This is a genomic window from Koromonas humicola (assembly GCF_059726255.1).
The window spans coordinates 1-18,654 of the sequence record NZ_AP040873.1; the positions used below are offsets into that span (position 1 = coordinate 1).

The following is an 18,654-nucleotide window of genomic DNA, read 5'->3' on the forward strand; positions in this document are numbered from 1 at the left end:
ACGACACGGCGCTAGAGGTGCTGGGCGGCGGGAGCCGCGATTGATATTTATCAGATTTTTTGTAGTGATTTTCGGACGAGTTGAGATCTGTATTCCATCTTTCCGTTGTGAATCAAACTAAATTGAGAGTCGACCAGCGACGGCAGCGTGGCTGCGATAACTGCTGGGGACTTGGCGCGCGAGTTGCACGAAGCGTGAGAGTTTGATATCAATAGAAAGTCGACGAGCTGCTGCGACGTGATCGAGTGTGCGGCTGTGTCGGATGTGAAGTTGCAAAGCTTCAGCGGATTTGATAGAGTCTGAGAGTTGCAAATGGTTCGACGAGGCGAGTCGAGACGAGTTGACAGGGCCGAAGCGGTTCTGATAGCTTGAGAGAGTTGCAAGCGGCCCGGCCACGGGCGAGCGGGACAGAGTTTCCCGGCAGGATTCAGCGGTAAAGCGCAGAATACCTTCACTGATCTTTAAGTTTGAGCATGCTCTTTGCGGTAGCGCGGAAAACGCAGCAAATCGCAAAGGGTGACAATATCGCGCGCTCCGCGGATAAATCGAAGCGTAGAGCGAATGCATCCCAATTCATCCGATGGCTCTCTGGCGTAGTTCAAGCGCTGGGGGTTGCGATCGCGTCTGCGGGGCAATCAAGCGATATTGCATAAAGGTTTCGAGGACAGACGATCCATGAGGATCGTCGTTCACCGAGAGCGCCGCCTAGTGCGGGAAAACGCGATCGGATCTTTGACAACAGGTTGAACGTGCCAGTCGTGAGAAGATGCTTGAGATTTATTTCGAGTGATCTCACAAGATAAGGTTTGTCGATAGATTCTGTCGATAAACGGTTTCCGACCTCCGTCGGAAACAACAGGTTTCAAACGAGAGTTTGATCCTGGCTCAGAATCAACGCTGGCGGCGTGCCTAACACATGCAAGTCGAACGAGAAAGTGGAGCAATCCATGAGTAAAGTGGCGTACGGGTGAGTAACACGTGACTAACCTACCCTTGAGTGGGGGATAACTTCGGGAAACCGAGGCTAATACCGCATAACACCGAGAGGTCAAAGGAGCAATTCGCTTAAGGAGGGGGTCGCGGCTGATTAGCTAGTTGGTGAGGTAATGGCTCACCAAGGCAATGATCAGTATCCGGCCTGAGAGGGCGCACGGACACACTGGAACTGAAACACGGTCCAGACTCCTACGGGAGGCAGCAGTGGGGAATTTTGCACAATGGGGGAAACCCTGATGCAGCAACGCCGCGTGGAGGATGAAGTCCCTTGGGATGTAAACTCCTTTCGACCGGGACGATAATGACGGTACCGGTGGAAGAAGCCCCGGCTAACTCTGTGCCAGCAGCCGCGGTAATACAGAGGGGGCAAGCGTTGTTCGGAATTATTGGGCGTAAAGGGTGCGTAGGCGGTGCGGTAAGTCTTTTGTGAAATCTCCGGGCTCAACTCGGAGTCTGCAGGAGAAACTGCCGTGCTTGAGTATGGGAGAGGTGAGTGGAATTCCTGGTGTAGCGGTGAAATGCGTAGATATCAGGAGGAACACCTGTGGCGAAAGCGGCTCACTGGACCATAACTGACGCTGAGGCACGAAAGCTAGGGGAGCAAACAGGATTAGATACCCTGGTAGTCCTAGCCCTAAACGATGATTGCTTGGTGTAGCAGGTACCCAATCCTGCTGTGCCGCAGCTAACGCGTTAAGCAATCCGCCTGGGGAGTACGGTCGCAAGGCTGAAACTCAAAGGAATTGACGGGGGCCCGCACAAGCGGTGGAGCATGTGGTTCAATTCGACGCAACGCGAAGAACCTTACCTGGGCTCGAAGCGCAGTGGACTACGGTAGAAATATCGTTTTCCCGCAAGGGACTGCTGCGTAGGTGCTGCATGGCTGTCGTCAGCTCGTGTCGTGAGATGTTGGGTTAAGTCCCGCAACGAGCGCAACCCTTATTGCCAGTTGCCATCATTTAGTTGGGCACTCTGGCGAAACTGCCCCGGATAACGGGGAGGAAGGTGGGGATGACGTCAAGTCCTCATGGCCTTTATGTCCAGGGCTACACACGTGCTACAATGGCAGATACAAACCGTCGCAAGCCCGCGAGGGGGAGCTAATCGGAGAAAGTCTGCCTCAGTTCGGATTGTAGTCTGCAACTCGACTACATGAAGCTGGAATCGCTAGTAATCGCAGATCAGCACGCTGCGGTGAATACGTTCCCGGGCCTTGTACACACCGCCCGTCACATCACGAAAGTGGGTTGTACTAGAAGTCGGTGAGCCAACCGCAAGGGGGTAGCCGCCCAAGGTATAACTCATGATTGGGGTGAAGTCGTAACAAGGTAGCCGTAGGAGAACCTGCGGCTGGATCACCTCCTTTCTAAGAGAGAACGTCATGGCACTCGCGCGACCTTCGGGTTTAAATATGCGTGGGATGTTGTCATGTACCCTGACTTGAACCCTACCTGTGGTTCAGTTGGGATTCTCGCTCGAATCTCTTGCTTAAGACATCTGCATGATGGTCCGGATCAGCTTAGCTGGTCCGCACGTTCAACCTTGTCCTCGATCTCTTTTCCAGTAATTCGGATTTAGATGTAGGGCGCCAGCGATCCTGGGCCTGTAGCTCAGCTGGCTAGAGCGCACCCCTGATAAGGGTGAGGTCGGTAGTTCGACTCTACCCAGGCCCACCATAACCTCGAACGCAATTTCAGGGGCTGTAGCTCAGTTGGGAGAGCGCGTGCTTTGCAAGCATGAGGTCACCGGTTCGATCCCGGTCAGCTCCACCAAGTTTCTGAATCCAAACGGAACGCTGTGCTATCAAACGGTACACGTTCAGACAATCTGTTTAAAGTTGGGCAACAACCGATGGTTGGCGTCGAATCTTGAACAGTAATGTTCTCCGCGAGAAGCGGGGCGCGGTAAGACGCGCAAGCGATGTTTGACAACTGAATAGCATTGGGATAATTACAAGGCTAAGTTTAAATTTTATGAGTGCCTTAGAATCAATGCAGACGTCGTGAGACGTCGCAGGTGATTGGAGAGGCCAATAAGATTTACGGCACCAACGACGTGAGTCGATGTGCGGAGTAAATTTTATGGTCAAGCTACTAAGGGCGCACGGTGGATGCCTTGGCAGTAAGAGGCGATGAAGGACGTGGCAAGCTACGATAAGCCTCGGGGAGCCGCAAGCAGGCAGTGATCCGGGGATTTCCGAATGGGGAAACCCTGTACGGTGAACCCGTACAACGGCCCGATGAATACATAGTCGGGTACGAGCAAACCCAGGGAAGTGAACCATCTCAGTACCTGGAGGAAAAGAAAGAAACCTCGATTGCGAAAGTAGTGGCGAGCGAAATCGCAAGAGCCTAAACCAGTCCTACCTTCGGGTAGTGCTGGGGTTGTAGGGCCGACAATAGTAGAGTTACCAATTCATTTGTTAGTCGAAGCCCTCTGGAAAGAGGGGCCATAGAGTGTGACAGCCACGTAGGCGAAAGCAAATGAACTCGAAGTCGGTACCTGAGTACCGCGGGGCACGTGAAACCCTGCGGGAATCCACGGAGACCATTCCGTAAGGCTAAATACTACTTACTGACCGATAGTGAACCAGTACCGTGAGGGAAAGGTGAAAAGAACCCCTGCGAGGGGAGTGAAATAGTACCTGAAACCGTGTGCCTACAAGCAGTGGGAGGGCTATGCCCGTAAGGGAATGCCTGACCGCGTGCCTATTGCATAATGAGCCGGCTAGTTATTCTTGTCAGCAAGGTTAAGCGGAAGCGAGCCGTAGCGAAAGCGAGTCCTAATAGGGCGTTAAGTTGGCAGGAATAGACGCGAAGCGGGATGATCTACCCTTGGCCAGGTTGAAAGTGGGGTAACACCCACTGGAGGACCGAACCGGTGTTTGTTGAAAAAAGCTCGGATGAGCTGAGGGTAGGGGTGAAAGGCTAATCAAATTCCGTGATAGCTCGTTCTCTCCGAAATAGCTTTAGGGCTAGCCTCGTGCGATTTGCAGTGGTGGTAGAGATCTGGATGGACTAAGGGGCTTTCCAGCTTACTGAATCCAACCAAACTTCGAATGCCATGGACAACCAGCACGGGAGTCAGACGGCGGGGGCTAAGCTTCGTCGTCGAGAGGAAAACAGTCCAGATCGCCTGCTAAGGTCCCCAAGTTCTAGCTAAGTGGGAAAGGATGTCGGAACGCCCAGACAGCCAGGAGGTTGGCTTAGAAGCAGCCATCCTTTAAAGAAAGCGTAATAGCTCACTGGTCAAGCGGTCCGGTGCCGACAATTCAACGGGGCTAAAGCTAGACACCGAAGCAGCGGATGCGTCGTAAGACGCGTGGTAGGAGAGCATTCCCAGCGGTTTGAAGCGAGATCGAAAGAACTCGTGGACTGCTGTGGAAGAGACCCTGCCGGCATAAGTAGCGATAACGGAGGTGAGAACCCTCCGCGCCGAAAGTCTAAGGTTTCCTGAGGAAGGTTAATCCGCTCAGGGTTAGTCGGTCCCTAAGGTGAGGCCGAAAGGCGTAACTGATGGACATCCGGTTAATATTCCGGAACTCCCATGATTTCGTTATCACGATGGGGTAACGCAGAAGGATAATCCCGGCCACATATGGCTATGTGGTTCGATACGTGTAAGCCTGATTTGGTAGGCAAATCCGCCAGATCTTAAGGGTGAGACGTAAAGCAGTCCCGTACGGGGCAAAGGGGATGAGTTCACGCTGCCAAGAAAAACCTCTAAGGAGAAATCAGGGGAACCGTACCTCAAACCGACACAGGTAGACGAGGAGAATATCCAAAGGCGCTCAAGAGAACACTCGTTCAGGAACTCGGCAAATTAACCCCGTAACTTCGGGAGAAGGGGTGCCTCACTAGGGTTTAAAGCCCGAAGAGGCCGCAGCGAATCGCGCACGGCGACTGTTTAACAAAAACACAGGTCTCTGCAAAGTCTAAAACGACGTATAGGGGCTGACGCCTGCCCGGTGCCGGAAGGTTAAAGGGAGAGGTTAACCGCAAGGTGAAGCTTCGAACTGAAGCCCCGGTGAACGGCGGCCGTAACTATAACGGTCCTAAGGTAGCGAAATTCCTTGTCGGGTAAGTTCCGACCTGCACGAATGGCGTAACGATCGTGCGACTGTCTTAACGAGTGACTTGGCGAACTTGTAGTACCGGTGAAGATGCCGGTTTCCCGCATCTAGACGGAAAGACCCCGTGCACCTTTACTATACCTTCACTATGAATTATGGACTTTGCTGCGCAGGATAGGTGGGAGGCTTTGAACTCAGGCTTTTGGGCTTGGGGGAGCCAACGGTGAGATACCACCCTGTGAATTCTGTGATTCTAACCTACTCCCGTTAACCGGGAGAGGGACATAGTGAGGCGGGTAGTTTGACTGGGGCGGTCGCCTCCTAAATTGTAACGGAGGCGCACGAAGCTACGCTCAGGCTGTTTGGAAATCAGCCGTCGAGTGCAATGGCATAAGCGTGGTTTACTGCGAGACCTACAAGTCGAGCAGTTGCGAAAGCAGGTCATAGTGATCCGGTGGTTCTGTATGGAAGGGCCATCGCTCAACGGATAAAAGGTACGCCGGGGATAACAGGCTGATCGGAGCCAAGAGTTCATATCGACGCTCCGGTTTGGCACCTCGATGTCGGTTCATCGCATCCTGGAGCTGTAGAAGGTTCCAAGGGTTAGGCTGTTCGCCTATTAAAGCGGTACGTGAACTGGGTTCAGAACGTCGCGAGACAGTTCGGTCCCTATCTGGTGTGGGCGTAGGAGATTTGAGAGGGCCTGTCCTTAGTACGAGAGGACCGGGATGGACGAACCTCTTGTGTTCCAGCTGTCGTGCCAACGGCATGGCTGGGTAGCGAAGTTCGGTTGTGATAACCGCTGAATGCATATAAGCGGGAAGCACTCCTCAAGATTAGATCTCCCAATCCAAAAGGATCAAGAAGGGCACAGGAAGACCACCTGTTTGATAGGCTGGATGTGCAGGCGCGGTGACGCGCATAGCTTACCAGTACTAATCGCCCGTTCGGCTTGACCATAAAATTTACTCTGCGCATGGAGCGAACCTGCTCCTGCCTTGTGTCCTAATGCTATTTAGTCGTGAGACATCGCTCTCATGTTCTTTACAAGTTTCCGGTGATCATACCGCAAGGGAAACACCCGTTCCCATCCCGAACACGGAAGTTAAGCCTTGCTGGGCCGATTGTACTGCACGCGAAAGTGTGTGGGAGAGTAGGACGTCGCCGGATTAAATAAAGGCCTCACGCTCATACCGTGGGGCCTTTTCCGTTTATGCGGAAATACTCTTCCTCAATCACACAAACAATACATCTCCCCTCCTACAAACGTCAGAGGTGTTAAGGTAGAAGGAGAGGAGCGGACGTTTTTGCCTGCAGTGGCGTCGATCTGCTCGGCTGGGTTTCGACCCGATGCATTGATCAATTTTTAGGAGATGGCATGAGACGCAGCGCAGTCCTGCTCACCGTACTGTTCCTGATGTTTGCTGGTGGCGCCTTCGCACAGCAGACTGATTTTGCTTTGAGCGGCGTTGGAGTTTATACCGATCACGTTACTGGAAAGGGCGTCTCAGAGACTGCCACCAAGTCGGCGGGCCTATTGATCTCGTTCCGTCACTTCCCTTATCTGCACAATGGTGTAGAGGTCAACTACTCGTACACAAAGAACTCGCAGCGTTATAGAGACGCATCCAGTGGTGCTCTTCTTGGAGATGTCCAGGTTGGAATACACGAAGCCACGGGCGCTTACGTATTTCACTTCACGCGAGGGATTGTACAGCCATTTGCACTTGCTGGAGGTGGGTTTGTGGTGTTCAACCCATCGGAGCACGCCAACAACATCGCAAACCCCGAGATTGAAAAACGCAGTCGCCCGGTCTTCCTTTACGGCGTAGGTGCAGATGTGCGTGTTTCAAAGAACGTAGCTGTTCGCGGGCAATACCGAGCGCTGCTCTACAAAGCTCCAGATTTCTTTGGCAACGCGGTGGCGATACACACCGACGCTGTTATGCAGATGAAAGAGCCGACAATTGGATTGGTTTACCACTTCTAAACCCAAGGGAATCGTGACAGGCCGGGCATGCCCGGCCTATTTCATTGGTAGGGCTAATACCCAAAACACCATCCGAAGCACATTTCAGATTCCTGTCTGTTTTAATCCACTATAACCAAATAAAGAAGGGGAGCATCTGCTCCCCGCCTCGGGTCGTACTGATTGAGTTCTGCTTACTGGATTTGCGAAGGGTTCATGTGTTGTTCGATCTGGTGTTGCACTTGGCGGCGGAATTCTAGCGGGTTCGCGACGTGGCTGAAAGGTTCGTTTGTCCCGCCGGTACCACGCACGGTAATGCTGCCATAGCCCAACATGCGCCCCACTAGCGTCTGTTCCACTTCAACGCTCTCAATCTTGGCGAGGAACAGTTCAATGGTGCGCTTCGTCATGAAGCCAATCTTGATGATCACTCGTTTATTGGTAACAGCCATTTCTGTGGCGTTGCGCCGTACGACTGCGATCGCCAGGATGATGTTCCCCAGCAGCAAGAGTGCGAATCCGCCAATACCGAAGATCTGTGCCTCGCCTCGTTCATGGTGTGTGCCCGCCGCAGCCCAGACGAGCAGTGCGACGCCAGCGGCCGAGAAGATCGCATCCACGATGATGGATCGAAGTAATACGAACCAATGCAAGTGCGTCGTGTACAGAATGCGCTCGCCGGGGTTGAGGTTCTGTTCAACGTAGCCCAATGCGGTGCCTCCGAGAAGTTTTCTGATTTCTGTTCACTTCGATGGTAACGCCGATTGCCAGCAGAATCAGTGAGCAATAAGAAGGGCCGCCCGATTCGGACGGCCTGCAAGGGTGAGAACTGCTCTTAGGCGTTCAATTTCGCAAACACATTCTCCGCGGCGGCGATCGTCCGATGAATGTCCTGCTCTGTATGTGCGGTGCTCAGGAACGCTGCTTCGAACTGGGAGGGGGGCAGCCAAATACCGGAATCCAACATGCCTCGATGGAAGCGCCCAAACAGGTCCGTATTACAAGGCGCAGCCGTGTCCCAATCGTGAACCTTGTGATTCACAAAAAACCAGGTGAACATGCTGCCCACCTGATTCGCCGTAATCGCCACGCCTACATCCTGCGCGGCCTTGCACACGCCAGCGACAAGTTGCGAAGCAAGCTGATTCAGCCTTGGATAGATCGTTGCGCGCCCCGAGCCAAGCGTCGTTAGCATGGCCAAACCAGCGGCCATCGCCAGCGGATTTCCGCTTAAGGTTCCGGCTTGGTAAACGGGTCCGAGGGGAGATATCTGATCCATGAGAGCCGCCGCCCCCCCGTACGCGCCTACCGGCAGGCCTCCGCCGATCACCTTTCCTAGCGTGGTCAGGTCAGGATTGATGTTGTAGAGCTCCTGCGCGCCACCGTAGCTCACGCGGAAACCCGTCATCACTTCGTCGAAAATCAGCAGTGTGCCTTCCCGCTCGGTCAATGAACGTACCGCCGCAAGATATCCTGGATCAGGAGGTACGCAACCCATATTGCCCACTACCGGCTCAATGATGACACAGGCGATCTGCCCTTTGAACTTGTCGAAAGCCTCTTCGAGCGCGGCGACGTTGTTGTAGGGCAAGGCGAGGGTGAACTGAACAAACTCCTCCGGGACTCCAGCTGAACCTGGAATGCCGAAGGTCGCAACGCCCGATCCTGCCTTCACCAGAAGAGCATCGCTATGGCCGTGATAGCAGCCTTCGAACTTCACGATGTACTTGCGCCCGGTTGCGGCGCGTGCCAGTCGGATCGCCGACATTGTCGCTTCGGTGCCGCTCGACACGAAGCGCATCTTCTCAATTGAGGGAAAGGCTTTCTTCACTTCCTCAGCCAGATCGGCCTCGACAGGCGTCGAAGCGCCGAAGCTGGTGCCCTTGCGCGTAGCATCGATTACGGCGTCCACGACTTCAGGAGCGCAGTGCCCCAGCATTAGCGGCCCCCATGAGAGCACGTAGTCGATGTATTCGTTTCCATCGACATCTGTCATGCGCGCGCCTTGGCCTGAAACGATGATCGGAGGCTCGCCTCCTACCGCACGAAATGCGCGCACCGGCGAGTTAACCCCGCCCGGAAAGTATTTTTCGGCACGTTGCTGCAAAGAATGAGACAAATCGAGTTTTCTTGACACAGAACCGACCGGTGGCGGAGCGGATACAATGGAAACAGCTCCGCAAATTGGATTTTTGCGACTCTTCACCATAGCAAAAACGCGGAAATCGCGGGTGTGAGAAACATCACAGGCCGCAAAGGGGTTTCTACCGACAGTGCACGGGAGGAGAGTGCGAGACAGAAGCTGAATATTTCGATGCATCTAACTGTTTGCTGCACGGTTAGGCCCCGAAATCATACCTCCCTGCGTGTCGTGAGTAGCTGGTCCCAGTCTTAGTTGAAAGTTGTACGACGAATGAAGAAGTTGGCACAATCGCTAGGCCGATTTGTTTTTGTTGCAGTGTTGCTGGCCACCGTTAGTTCTGCCATGCACGCGGAAGTCGGCTTGATGCTCAATGAATCAGTGGAGTTTGGCGCCTCCAAATGGACGGGCGCTGGTCACTCCGCCGTGTATCTGTCCGGTGTATGCATCAAGAGTCCCATCCAACTGCGGTTGTGTGAGCCGGGAGAAAACGGCATCGTTCTCTCCAACTATCAAGCGTTCGGCGAAGATCGTTCCTATGAGTGGAATGCCATTCCTGCCAACATTTTCCTGTATGGCGTCGAAGACGATTCGGCCCGGCCGCTTTACGCCAACCCAACGGTGCGATGGCTGCTGCAGGAGCGATACCGTCAGAGGTATCTTGGCACCATTTGCCGCAGTGCCTGTGCTACGAATCCCAATGCCCAATGGCGGCAGATGATTGCCTCGCTGTTCCTCCGAGACATTTACATGTTCTCGTTGAAGTCCACCCGCGAGCAGGACGCCGCTTTTGTCGAGAAGTTCAACCATGAAGCCAATGTCGGCCATTACAACGGATTCAGGTATAACTGTGCCGATTTTGCTCGCGACGTGGTGAACATTTATTACCCCGGGGCGGCCAAAGCCGACCGTGTGAACGACTTCGGTATGACCAGCCCAAAAGCGATCGCCAAGTCTTTTGCTCACTACGGGGCCGCACACCCTGAGCTGAACTTTCACGTCGTGCGGTTCTCGCAGATTCCGGGTGAGTATGCTCCGAGTCACGATAATCGCAAGGGAACCGAACAGCTCTACCGTGCAAACAAGTGGCGTCTTCCTCTGGCCCTGTTGCGTCCGCAGGAGTTGGTTCTCTTTGCAAGCAGCTACATGATTTCTGGCAGGTTCAATCCTGAGCTGGAACTGCAACGACGGCCTTCTGGCGACATCATCGAGTATCAGCAGCAACTCGAGGCCGCGCGTGATCTGAACGATGCCGCGCAGGAAAAAGAGTGGAAGCAGAAGACTCATCATGCGCGTGCTAACGCGCTCGGCACCGTCGAAGAGTGGAACGGCTACGACACCGCGATTCGGCAGTACGAGGCCGAAGCTGTCGAGATGGGATACGCGGCTGACGCACCCAGCCTGAAGGATCTGACTCATCACACGATCAAGGCGAGCTGGATCACGATGGACGACGATGGTGGGCTCTGGCTGACTGCACGTGATGGCCACTCGCACCCTATTGTCGGGCTAAGCGCAAATACGCTTGCCGCAGACCGTTCCGACGCCCGACTTGGCTATTTGATGGTACTATCGCGCGTCGATGCAGAATTGCGCAAGAAGCACAAGAATCGCGAAACGCTGGTTTACTTCCGCAAAGATTGGGATCTAATGGAGCGCTTGCGTGATCGCGCCCTACCGCGCACGTCTCCTTATTTTGCTGGCTCCTCACGCACTCAGGCACGCAGCGGCGCATCGCAGTAACACAATTTTCATTCCGCATTTCGCACATGAACCGCACTAGCAAGTCGAGGGAAGGTACTATCTCTATGGGCGACCTTCTTTCCTATGTGCAAGCGTGTTCTGTTCTTCGCAACTATCCTGGCGACGGTTTGCTTCATCGCAAAGCCGCGACCGTGCCTCGCGCAGACCGAGAAACCTGCTTCTGCGGAACAGCCCCGTCCTGAACTGGTCACGTTATTCCCGCATTCTCAAAGCTCGCGTTGGTGGATTAGTGGTCAGGTCAACGTCATTTTTCAGACTCACCCCGAGTTCGATGCCTCTTACAGCGGGGCCAATAGTCTGCATTCGCAGTCAGAACACGCAACCTCCAACGTCGAGACACTCTTCCTCGGATACGAACTCCAGCGCGGTTCTGAGGTTCTGCTCGATCTCGAATCTGCCGGAGGGCGCGGCGTCAGCGATGCACTCGGTCTCGCTGGATTCACAAATCTCGATGTAGTCCGTGACCCATCGCTTGGCGAAGCGCCGTATATCGCTCGAGTTCAGTTCCATCAAACCATTCGCCTCTCGCGGGAAGACGTCGAAGTCGATCGAGGGCCTTTCGCGCTCGCCACTCAATCCCCGGCGCGTCGCCTTGAGCTTCGCTTCGGAAAGCTGAGCACCGTGGACTTCTTTGACGTGAACGCAGTTGGCAGCGATAGCCACTTGCAGTTCATGAACTGGACCACTGATGCTAATGGAGCTTACGACTACGCCGCCGACACGCGTGGATACACCTACGGATTCGTCGCCGAATATCAGAGCCCTCGCTGGGCTTTCCGTTTCGGCGAAATGCTCATGCCCAAGGTCGCCAACGGTCCAGATCTCGATTGGAATCTCCGCCGCGCCCGAGCCGAAAACTACGAACTCGAACTTCGTCCAACTCTCATTCCGAATCAGCACAGCGTGATTCGTCTCCTCGCTTACGAAAACCACGCGAACATGGGTACATACCGCGAGGCCGTCTCGCGCTTTCTTTCTGGTGTCGACTCCGCTCCTGTTATCGAGAACACTCGTCGCCAGGGCACGGTGAAGTACGGTTTCGGATTCAACGCCGAGCAGACCCTGCCAGATGATTTGCGGGCATTCGTGCGCCTTGGCTGGAACGAGGGGAAGCACGAGTCCTTCGCCTACACCGAGGTCAACTCCACAGTCTCATTCGGAGCTGACATGGCGGGGACGCACTGGCATCGCAAGCTCGACAAGATCGGTATAGCTACGGTGACCAATGGAATCAGTGCCGACCATCAGCACTATTTGGAACTCGGAGGCAAGGGCTTCCTTCTCGGCGATGGAGATCTGCGCTATGGTCGTGAGAACATTGTGGAGGGCTATTACACTCTGCATGCCTGGCGCGGCGTGTTCTTCAGCATCGATGCACAGCGCATCTGGAACCCCGGATACAATCGCGATCGCGGTCCGGTCATTGTTCCCGGCCTGCGACTTCACGTAGAGTTATAGCCCGTGCTCACACTCAGGAGGCTCTGGTGAATTTCGCCGCAAGTGCATGGGAGTTTCGCTACCGCTTCTGGATCATCGGCGCCGTCTACTGGCTCTCTTTTTCGCTCTATCGTTTTGACCACCGCGTTTTCGCGCAATCCGTCGCAAACTTATTCGCAGGCACCGTCCATCGCGAAGCCACTCTCACAGATATTCGCGTCGTCCTTCTCGTCGGCGTCGTACTCGCTTTCTTAGCCGCATTCCTGCGCACATGGGCAACCGCCTACTTGCAACCCGAGATCATGGTTGATGGCGACCTGCATACGCACACCATCGTTGCGCAAGGCCCTTATCGACACGTGCGCAATCCGCTTTATCTCGGAACCCTGCTGGTTACGCTCGGCTACTCCCTGATGACGAGCCGTACCGGATCCGTCGTCCTTATTTTCGGAATCGCGCTATTCATGTTTAGGCTTATCTTTCGCGAGGAGCGCGAACTTTCCCAAGCGCAGGGCGAGAATTACCAACAGTTTTGCCGCCATGTGCCTCGCTTGTGGCCGTCGTTGCTTCCCCGCGTCCCGGTTGCTGCCGGGCGCAAGCCTAACTGGGGTTCCGGTCTGCTAGGCGAAGCTTTCTTCTGGGGGCTCGCCTTGGCCCTGCTCATTTTTACGATCACGCTCGATCTCCGGTTCTACTTTCTCGCGCTTGGACTCTCGTTCAGCCTGTATTTCATGTGCCTGGCTATCATCGGATTCCGGCGTCGCCGCAAGGCCGCCTGAGTCGTGTGCCGGTTCATCGGCGCGAATACACTCACGCTCGCAACCCCGCCCCTCGCGGCTGTTAGAATGGATGGGCAATGATTCTGCCGTTCGTCCGTGAGCTGCTCGCGGACGCCGAGAAGTCCTCCAGTTTCCAGCGTGTATCTACCCACATAAAGGGAGGCGCGGGACGCATTCGTGTGTCTGGCCTCACGCCCACAGCGCGCGCGCTGCATTATGCTCTTCTGCATCGCACCACTTCGCGCCCGTTGATGCTGATTGTCAGCGACAACCGCACGGCTGAAGAGCTGCTGCCCATGCTGCAGAGCGTCTGCGAACTGACCGGCACAGCAACAACCGACTCCGTCGCTTATCTTCCGGCCCGTGATGTGCTTCCGTTCGAGAATCTCTCTCCGCACCCCGAGATTCAGGAAGTCCGCGCGCGCGCACTCTGGCGTATGGCCTTCGGCACGGCTTCGCTGATCCTTGCGCCTTTCGCGGCCACCACCATCCGTCTGCACGGAGCTGATTACTACCGCAACCTTGCCCGGACCGTCCGCAAAGGCGATTGGCTGGATGTTGAGCAGCTTTTGCAGCACCTCAATGTTGTTGGCTATCGTCAAACCGAAGTTGTGGAGCAACAGGGCGAATACGCGCGCCGTGGCGGCATTCTCGACGTCTATTCGCCCGAGATGGAGCGCCCCGTACGCATCGAGCTATTCGGCGATGAAGTCGAATCGCTCCGCCGCTTTGATCCTGTCACCCAACGCTCCTCCACCGGAGTGGAAGACGTCACGCTGCTTCCTTTGACCGAAACTCCGGTCACCGAGGAACTGCTTGCAGCAATCAACGCCCGCCTCAGCGGAGAGCGTGTCGAGGGCAGCGAAGAAGCTCTCGAAGCCGCAGTTCGCGCCGGCGGAGTCAGCGTCTTCCCGGGCTGGGAATTCTTCGCACCCGTCGCTGGTGCCGAAAACACTGTCTTCGATCTTGTCCCCGGAGCTGCTGTCATTGTTGCCGAACCCGAACGCCTCGCCGAGGATCACGATGCCTGGTGGCAGCGCCTGGCTGATGCTCATGAGCGCAGCGGCATCGGCAACCTTGTTCGTCCCGAGGAGCTTTACATCACTCCGGACGATTGGCGCGCTCGCGTCTCTCAGATCGCTGGTGTAGATATCGAGCAGATTGGTCTTGCTTCCAGCGAAGGCCCCGAGCTCGTGGAATTCAGCTCGCATCCCACGTCGCGCTTCCACGGAGCGGTGCCCAAGCTGCTTGACGAAGTCAAAAAGCTTACTGCCGCCGGCGAACGTGTTCTACTCGTCGCTGAATCGATGGGCGAGCTCGAGCGCCTCGCCGATATTTTCAACGAATACCAGGTTCCTTATCGCCTCGGCACCCGCGCCAAGGCCGCCGCCGTCAGCGAGGAAGCCACGTACTTCAACGACGAGAGCGCCGCTACGACGCTTGTGTACGGATACGTGCCGGACGGAGTCGTTCTACCCGATTCCAAGCTGGTCGTTTTCGGAGCCAACGATCTCTTCGACGAGTCCGAAGCCGGGGCCCCGCGTCAACCGCGCCAGCGTTCCAAGACCTCCGCCTTCCTCTCGGATTTCCGCGACCTTGCCGTCGGAGACTACGTCGTTCACGTCGAGCACGGAATCGGCCAGTATCACGGCTTGCGCGAGATTCCTCAGGCTGACGGCTCCAAGGCCGAGTTCATGGTGCTTGAGTATGCAGAGGGCGCACGACTCTACGTTCCGCTCACCCGCCTCGACCTCGTGCAGAAATATCGTTCAGCCGAAGGCGGACACGTAGTCCTCAACCGCCTCGGCACGCAGCAGTGGGTCAAGACCAAAGCTCGCGTCAAGAAGGCCATGCAGGACATGGCCGACGAACTGCTTAAGCTCTACGCCCAGCGCAAGACCGCGCAGGGCTTCCAGTATTCGAGCGACAACCAGTTCATGCACGAGTTCGAAGACGCCTTCGAGTACAACCCCACTGACGATCAGGTCGGGGCTGTTGAAGACATCAAGCGCGACATGGAAAGCGTTCAGCCGATGGACCGCCTGCTTTGTGGCGACGTGGGGTACGGCAAGACCGAAGTGGCCATGCGCGCCGCCTACAAAGCCGTCAACGATAGCCGCCAGGTGGCCGTCCTCGCGCCCACCACGGTTCTCGCCTTCCAGCACTACGAGACCTTCAAGCGCCGCTTCGCCGCGTTTCCCGTCAATGTCGAGATGATCTCCGGCTTTCGCACCGCCAAGCAGCAGAAGGAAATCGTCGAGAAGGTTGAGAACGGCAAAGTCGATATCCTCGTCGGCACTCATCGCGTGCTTTCCAAGGACATCAGCTTCCCCGACCTCGGCCTCGTCATCATCGACGAAGAGCAGCGTTTCGGCGTGCGCCACAAAGAGCGCCTCAAGCAGCTACGCAAAGAGGTGGACGTGCTCACGATGTCCGCGACACCCATCCCGCGCACCCTGCACATGTCCATGCTCGGCTTGCGCGACATGAGCGTCATCGAAACGCCTCCGCGCGACCGCCTCGCCATCCAAACCGTCGTCGCCACTTGGGATGAAAAGCTGATCCGCTCCGCCATCCAGCAGGAGCTCGAACGCGGCGGACAGGTCTATTTCGTTCACAACCGCGTCGAGTCCATTTACGAAATCTCCGCCAAGCTCCGCGAACTCGTGCCAGAAGCGCGCGTGCTCGTTGGCCACGGACAGATGCGCGAAGGCGAGCTCGAAAAAATCATGCTGGCCTTCATGCGCCACGAAGCTGACATTCTCGTCGCCACCACAATCATCGAGAACGGACTGGACATTCCGCTCTGCAATACGATTCTCATTAACCGTGCCGACCGCCATGGCCTCAGTGAGCTCTATCAACTTCGCGGCCGTGTAGGACGCTCGAACCGTCGCTCTTACGCTTATCTGCTCGTGCCGCCCGACCGCGAGTTGAACGAGCTAGCGCGCCGCCGCCTTGCCGCGCTCAAGGAGTTCAGCGACCTCGGTGCGGGATTCAAAATTGCCGCCCTCGATCTCGAATTGCGCGGTGCCGGAAATCTGCTCGGCGGCCAGCAAAGCGGACACATCGAGGCCGTCGGCTTCGAGATGTACACCACCATGCTTGAGCAGACCATTCGTCAGCTCAAGGGCGAGCCCGTGCAGGAAGCGCTCGACACCACGCTCAACCTCGGCCTTAACATTCGAATTCCCAACGACTACATCAAGGAAGAGAACCAGCGCCTGCGCATCTACAAGCGTGTTGCCGCCGTTGAGAATGAAAAGCAGTTGAGCGACGTTGCCGGCGAATTGCGCGATCGCTACGGCGAGCCGCCTGCCGCTGTCCAACACCTGCTTCTGTACGCACATCTCAGGCTGGAGTGTCAGCGTCTGGGCGTTGCCAGCATCGAGCGCAAGCGCGACCAGGTCAGCATCAAGTTCACGCAGAATGCCGAAGCCGACCCGCAGAAGATCATGCAACTGATCTCCCGCAACAAGGGCGTCGTCTTCACGCCTCAAGGTATGTTGAAGTTCTCGCTAAAAGCCGTGCGCCCGGAAGAAGTCCTTAACGGCCTGCGCAAAATACTCGAGGGCCTAGAAGCCGAGCCCACGCCCGTGCAATAACGTTCCATTTAGCTTTTGCCGTTGCTCTTGCTTGTTTCAAAGGTGTCATCCTGAGCGAAGCGAAGGACCCCTACACCGCTCACCAACCACCGTCCGTAAGGCTCCTCAATCACGAGCCCTGCGGACTATCAACTTTGAGGGTAGGAATGATTCGATTTTCCGCCGCACTTGTTTTTCTCCTGAGCACCATGGCTCTTGCCGCTCCCCAACCCCAGAATTTCGACGCTTTCGTTGACCAGGTTTTCGACCGCCATCTCCACGACAACCCCACCCAGGGCACCCAACTCGGCTTCCACCAATACGACCCCCAGCTCGAGAACTACTCGCAGCGCTCCATCGCCGAGCAGACCAAGTGGTGCCACGCCACCTTCGACCAGCTCGCAAAGTTTGATCGCGCCAAGCTCACTCCCGATCAGGCCATAGACGCGCAGATGATCGAAAATTGGCTCCGCGCACAGTTGCTTGAGCTTGAAGAAATTCGCATGTGGCAGCGCAATCCCGATACTTATTCGAGTGGCATTACAGGCTCTGCCTTCGTCATCATGAGCCGCAATTTCGCGTCTCAGGAGGACCGCCTTCGGTCTCTGATTTCCCGCGAACGCCAGATGCCTGCCGTCTTTGCCGCCGCGCGCGCCAATCTCCAGAATCCTCCGCGCATCTACACCGAAGTCGCCATCGAACAGCTTCCGGGCATCCAGAGCTTTTTTGAGAACGATGTTCCCGCAGCCTTCAAAGACGTTCAAGACCCGAAGCTTCTCGCCCAGTTCCACGAATCCAACGGCCGCGTCATCGCCGAAATCAAGAGCTATGGGGAGTTCCTGAAAAAGGACGTTCTGCCCCGCTCCAACGGAGACTTCCGCATCGGCTCTGAGAAGTACGCCCGCAAGCTTCAGTACGAGGAAATGGTCGATATTCCTCTCAACCGCCTGCTTGCCATCGGCAAAGAAGACCTCGCGCGCAATCAGCGTGAATTCATTCACGTGGCCAAGCTCATCGATCCCTCGCGCACGCCCGAGCAGATTCTCGAAGACGCCGAGAAGGACCATCCGTCCGCCGACAAGCTCCTTCAGTCCTTCCGCGACACTCTCGAAGGCGAGCGCACCTTCATCACGTCGCACAAGCTGCTGACGATTCCATCGCCCGTGCTTCCGATCATTGAAGAAACTCCGCCCTTCATGCGCGCTCTTACGTCGGCCTCGATGGATACGCCCGGCCCGTGGGAAAAAGTAGCCAAGGAAGCCTATTTCAACGTCACTCTACCGGAGAAAGACTGGACCCCAGAGCGCACGCGGAGCTGGCTCGAAGGCTTCAACCGCGGCACCATCGCCAGCACTTCCATCCACGAAGCCTACCCCGGACATTACGTGCAGTTCCTTGTGTTGCAGGGCGCGCCCGTCACCAAGAGCCGCAAGATTCTTTCCTGCGGCTCCAACGCCGAAGGCTGGGCCCATTACACCGAGCAGATGATGCTCGACGAGGGCTTCGGGCGCACTCCCAACGTCGATGAAGCGCACGACACTGCGTTCCTGAAACTCCGTCTCGGCCAGATACAGGACGCCCTCCTTCGCGATGCCCGCTTCATCGTCGGCATCGAAATGCACACCGGCAAGATGACCTTCGATGAGGGCGTCAAGTTCTTCGAAACCGAAGGCCGCCAGACCCACGAGGTCGCCTTCCGCGAAACCAAGCGCGGCACCAGCGATCCCACGTATCTCGTGTACACCGTTGGTAAGCTTGAGATCCTCAAACTCCGCGAAGACTATCGCCGCAAGATGGGCGCGCAGTTCACCCTGCAGGACTTCCACGACCGCTTCCTCCAGCAGGGCGCGCCGCCCGTGAAGATCGTGCGCAAAGCTTTGCTCGGCGACGACTCGCCCGCACTCTAGGAAACT

General features: G+C 56.1%; 8 protein-coding genes, 2 tRNA genes and 3 rRNA genes. 11 read left to right on the plus strand and 2 right to left on the minus strand.

Features of this window, described 5'->3' with window-relative positions; translation table 11 throughout:
* Positions 1-862 precede the first annotated feature (862 nt).
* The 6 genes from AC6IZD_RS00005 to AC6IZD_RS00030 all read left to right on the plus strand — a co-directional run bounded on the left by AC6IZD_RS00005 (position 863) and on the right by AC6IZD_RS00030 (position 7,058).
* Positions 863-2,362 (plus strand): 16S ribosomal RNA (locus AC6IZD_RS00005).
* Positions 2,363-2,595: 233 nt separating this feature from the next.
* Positions 2,596-2,672, plus strand: a tRNA-Ile gene (locus tag AC6IZD_RS00010).
* A gap of 20 nt (positions 2,673-2,692) precedes the next feature.
* Positions 2,693-2,768: transfer RNA gene (locus tag AC6IZD_RS00015), tRNA-Ala, on the plus strand.
* A gap of 311 nt (positions 2,769-3,079) precedes the next feature.
* Positions 3,080-6,028, plus strand: a 23S ribosomal RNA gene (locus AC6IZD_RS00020).
* 93 nt (positions 6,029-6,121) lie between these two features.
* Positions 6,122-6,238: ribosomal RNA gene (gene rrf / locus AC6IZD_RS00025) — 5S ribosomal RNA — on the plus strand.
* The 16S, 23S and 5S rRNA genes sit together here with 2 tRNA genes alongside, the layout of an rRNA operon.
* Positions 6,239-6,446: 208 nt before the next feature.
* A complete protein-coding gene (locus AC6IZD_RS00030) occupies positions 6,447-7,058 on the plus strand; it encodes an outer membrane protein (RefSeq protein WP_497785586.1) in 612 nt (203 codons plus the stop codon).
* Between the two features lie 173 nt (positions 7,059-7,231).
* Here the strand turns inward: AC6IZD_RS00030 and AC6IZD_RS00035 are convergent, their stop codons facing one another.
* Both AC6IZD_RS00035 and hemL read right to left on the minus strand, forming a co-directional pair.
* Positions 7,232-7,747, minus strand: a complete 516-nt coding sequence (locus AC6IZD_RS00035; RefSeq protein ID WP_497785587.1) for a PH domain-containing protein — start codon at positions 7,745-7,747, stop codon at positions 7,232-7,234.
* Between the two features lie 125 nt (positions 7,748-7,872).
* On the minus strand, positions 7,873-9,174 hold the full coding sequence (hemL, locus tag AC6IZD_RS00040) for a glutamate-1-semialdehyde 2,1-aminomutase (RefSeq protein ID WP_497785589.1): 1,302 nt from the start codon (positions 9,172-9,174) through the stop codon (positions 7,873-7,875).
* Between the two features lie 276 nt (positions 9,175-9,450).
* Here hemL and AC6IZD_RS00045 point away from each other — a divergent pair, with 276 nt between their 5' ends.
* The 5 genes from AC6IZD_RS00045 (at position 9,451) to AC6IZD_RS00065 (ending at position 18,648) form a co-directional block, all read left to right on the plus strand.
* Positions 9,451-10,920, plus strand: a complete 1,470-nt coding sequence (locus AC6IZD_RS00045) for a hypothetical protein (RefSeq protein ID WP_497785590.1) — start codon at positions 9,451-9,453, stop codon at positions 10,918-10,920.
* An 84-nt stretch (positions 10,921-11,004) separates the two neighbouring features.
* Positions 11,005-12,399 (plus strand): carbohydrate porin, encoded by a 1,395-nt coding sequence (locus AC6IZD_RS00050; RefSeq protein ID WP_497785591.1) that lies wholly within the window; start codon positions 11,005-11,007, stop codon positions 12,397-12,399.
* A gap of 26 nt (positions 12,400-12,425) precedes the next feature.
* Positions 12,426-13,157, plus strand: coding sequence for a methyltransferase family protein (locus tag AC6IZD_RS00055; protein ID WP_497785592.1), 732 nt, complete (start codon positions 12,426-12,428; stop codon positions 13,155-13,157).
* Between the two features lie 77 nt (positions 13,158-13,234).
* Positions 13,235-16,762: a transcription-repair coupling factor gene (gene mfd / locus AC6IZD_RS00060; protein WP_497785594.1), complete on the plus strand. Its 3,528-nt coding sequence runs from the start codon at positions 13,235-13,237 to the stop codon at positions 16,760-16,762.
* A gap of 146 nt (positions 16,763-16,908) precedes the next feature.
* The gene (locus AC6IZD_RS00065) at positions 16,909-18,648 is read left to right on the plus strand and encodes a DUF885 domain-containing protein (protein WP_497785595.1); all 1,740 of its coding nucleotides are present in this window, start codon (positions 16,909-16,911) and stop codon (positions 18,646-18,648) included.
* Positions 18,649-18,654: the final 6 nt, after the last annotated feature.

Bases quoted from the DNA above. Each gene is read 5' to 3' on its own strand.
- AC6IZD_RS00030 (WP_497785586.1), top strand. From the start codon at position 6,447: ATGAGACGCAGCGCAGTCCTGCTCACCGTACTGTTCCTGATGTTTGCT.
- AC6IZD_RS00045 (WP_497785590.1), top strand. From the start codon at position 9,451: ATGAAGAAGTTGGCACAATCGCTAGGCCGATTTGTTTTTGTTGCAGTG.
- AC6IZD_RS00050 (WP_497785591.1), top strand. From the start codon at position 11,005: ATGTGCAAGCGTGTTCTGTTCTTCGCAACTATCCTGGCGACGGTTTGC.
- mfd (WP_497785594.1), top strand. From the start codon at position 13,235: ATGATTCTGCCGTTCGTCCGTGAGCTGCTCGCGGACGCCGAGAAGTCC.
- AC6IZD_RS00065 (WP_497785595.1), top strand. From the start codon at position 16,909: ATGATTCGATTTTCCGCCGCACTTGTTTTTCTCCTGAGCACCATGGCT.